This window comes from Caenibacillus caldisaponilyticus (assembly GCF_002003465.1).
Taxonomy (GTDB): Bacteria; Bacillota; Bacilli; order Bacillales; family Sporolactobacillaceae; genus Caenibacillus; species Caenibacillus caldisaponilyticus.
Map to the genome: position 1 here is coordinate 1 of NZ_BDDQ01000122.1, position 2,162 is coordinate 2,162.

At 46.7% G+C, this 2,162-nt stretch carries 3 protein-coding genes; all 3 read right to left on the reverse strand.

Annotation, left to right across the window (positions count from 1 at the left end; genetic code table 11):
* Nucleotides 1–845: phage portal protein (locus CCB157_RS16665; protein WP_077616925.1), on the reverse strand; the 845-nt coding region annotated here is incomplete at its 3' end.
* Between the two features lie 7 nt (nucleotides 846–852).
* Nucleotides 853–1,050, reverse strand: coding sequence for a hypothetical protein (locus tag CCB157_RS16670; protein WP_077616924.1), 198 nt, complete (start codon nucleotides 1,048–1,050; stop codon nucleotides 853–855).
* Nucleotides 1,051–1,062: 12 nt separating this feature from the next.
* A partial coding sequence (locus CCB157_RS16675; protein ID WP_143287130.1) for a terminase large subunit occupies nucleotides 1,063–2,162 on the reverse strand: 1,100 nt, incomplete at its 5' end.

Below are 2,162 nucleotides of genomic sequence, written 5' to 3' on the forward strand. Positions count from 1 at the left end.
TTTGCCACTTCCAATACGCCAAATTTTTGCTGTTCAATAAACTGCGCATCTTCAAGCGGCATACTGATGCTTTGGTATTCCATTCCGCCATCAAGTATTGCGATTTTATGGGCATTCGTCAGACCCGTATTGAGCTTTTGCCATTCTTCACGAGCTTTTTCTTTAGCTTCTTTTTTCAGAGCAGTCGGGACCTTCAAAACCCCACGACTCGCAGTACCGTTTGCCCAAAATGCACCAATGAACTTTTTAGCCGCTTGCTGTGACCCCAAATCTTCACGCAATACAGAGATTGGAGATAATCCCTTGAGACCACTCTTCCCCGGGTATTTGAGATGAAACACATCATACCATGCCAGCTTTCTCATCTCACCGGTTGGTATAGTTGTGATATACCATAGTTCACCAGTCAACGGGTCAAGCTGGACATCCGTAACTGCCGGATCAAGCGGCCACAACGCCGTCGGCCTACCGTCATAGCCCCAATCGATAGCTGCATAGGCATTACCCCATCCGACCAGATGTAGCATCATGAGCTCTTTGAACGTATATGCACTCATGTATGGGTTTGGCCTAATCCCCAAAAGTTGCGCGACAGGGTGTTCGGTGTCCTTCGACAACCTTCCCCGGCTCTGCTTGAAGATCTGGATAGGCAACTTCCCGATGTCTCCGCCCAAAATCGACGCGCAGGCATAGACATTTGAATTCATGATGGCCGACTCTGATGTGATTGTCTCTCCACTATACGTCGGTTGGCCGCCGAAGATGGATACAAACCAATCCGCCGGGTTCACGATGTCGGAAACGTCCATCAGGTCACGTTTTTCCATGATTGCGCTCAAAAACATTCATTTCTCACCCCTTTCGAGGCGGTTTTGGGACGTTTTTAGAAAAAACCACCGCCAAAAGCAGGAAAATAAGCCCAATTACATACCATCCGGCGATATAATTCAGCATAAAAGTAGCCCGGCAAATGATTGCCAGGCCGATCAAGGCGAATATATCATCTCCGAACATCGCGATAAACGACACGATTGTTTTTAAAATCCGCATCCACTCACCACCTTAAAAGGAGAAATCATCGCTCAAAATATGTTCGTTCAAATCGATTTCTTGGTTCAAGACCATCGCTCGGACGTGTGCATTGATGACCGCGGCCGCCGGGTCGATTCGATCCGTTGATTTATCCTTGTCCAGCATAATGTTTTCATTGTGATCTTGACGGATGACTACATTTCCAAGCGCCCAAGTCAAGACAGGGTTGTTATCATGAATAATTTTGCCATCCAATACCAATTCCCTGAAGTTTTTCGTCGGTTCAGAGAGCGTCCTGAACCCTTGGCGAATCTCAACCGTGAGATAACCTTCTGCATCCATATCCTGCGCAAATTGCGTCGCGTTGTATGGGTCATAGCATATCTCACGGATGATCCAGCCTTTTTCCTCTGCTTTGTGTTGAATGTATGACTTGATAAATTGATAGTCCACCACGGCGCCGGGAGTGGTGGTTATCCATCCCTGTTTGACCCAAAGATCATATGGCACTTTGTCCGTTTTTCGTTTGGTATCCAGAGTATCCTCAGGTATGAAAGAATGGCTTAGGACAACGAAACGGCCATCACCAAGCGGAAACTCAAAACTTATGCTTGTCAAGTCGATTTTTTTGGACAAGTCCACGCCGACAAAACATTCACGACCTTGGAGATCAGGAAGCTGATCTGTTCCGCAGGCTTTCCATTTGTCCATTGGCATATAGCCGTTGTCTTTCTGATCGACCCAGATGTTCATGTTTTTTGTGAGAAAGTTTCTCATCTTCTCCGGTACATCCAGAGCTGTTTTCAGCTCTCCTCGGAGATAATTTCGGCCCTCTTCATATGAGCACAGAATCGGGTTCGCCTTTTCCCAAACGCGCTCATCTTTTATGTCATCTCCTTTGTCCAACTCGTTGATCATGACGAAATATTCGTCGTTCTCGATCGGAGAGTTTGGATCGAGTATCTTAGAGACATATTGATATTCAACGCGATAGCACGGCCTCGAAAGATCAAATCCAGCCGTCGTAATGATCATAATGAGCGGTTGCGGTCGCGCACCCATGCCGGAAACCAATACGTCATATATTTCACTCGTCTCATGAGCATGATATTCGTCGATGATACCGCACT

Bases quoted from the DNA above. Each gene is read 5' to 3' on its own strand.
- CCB157_RS16670 (WP_077616924.1), bottom strand. From the start codon at position 1,050: ATGCGGATTTTAAAAACAATCGTGTCGTTTATCGCGATGTTCGGAGAT.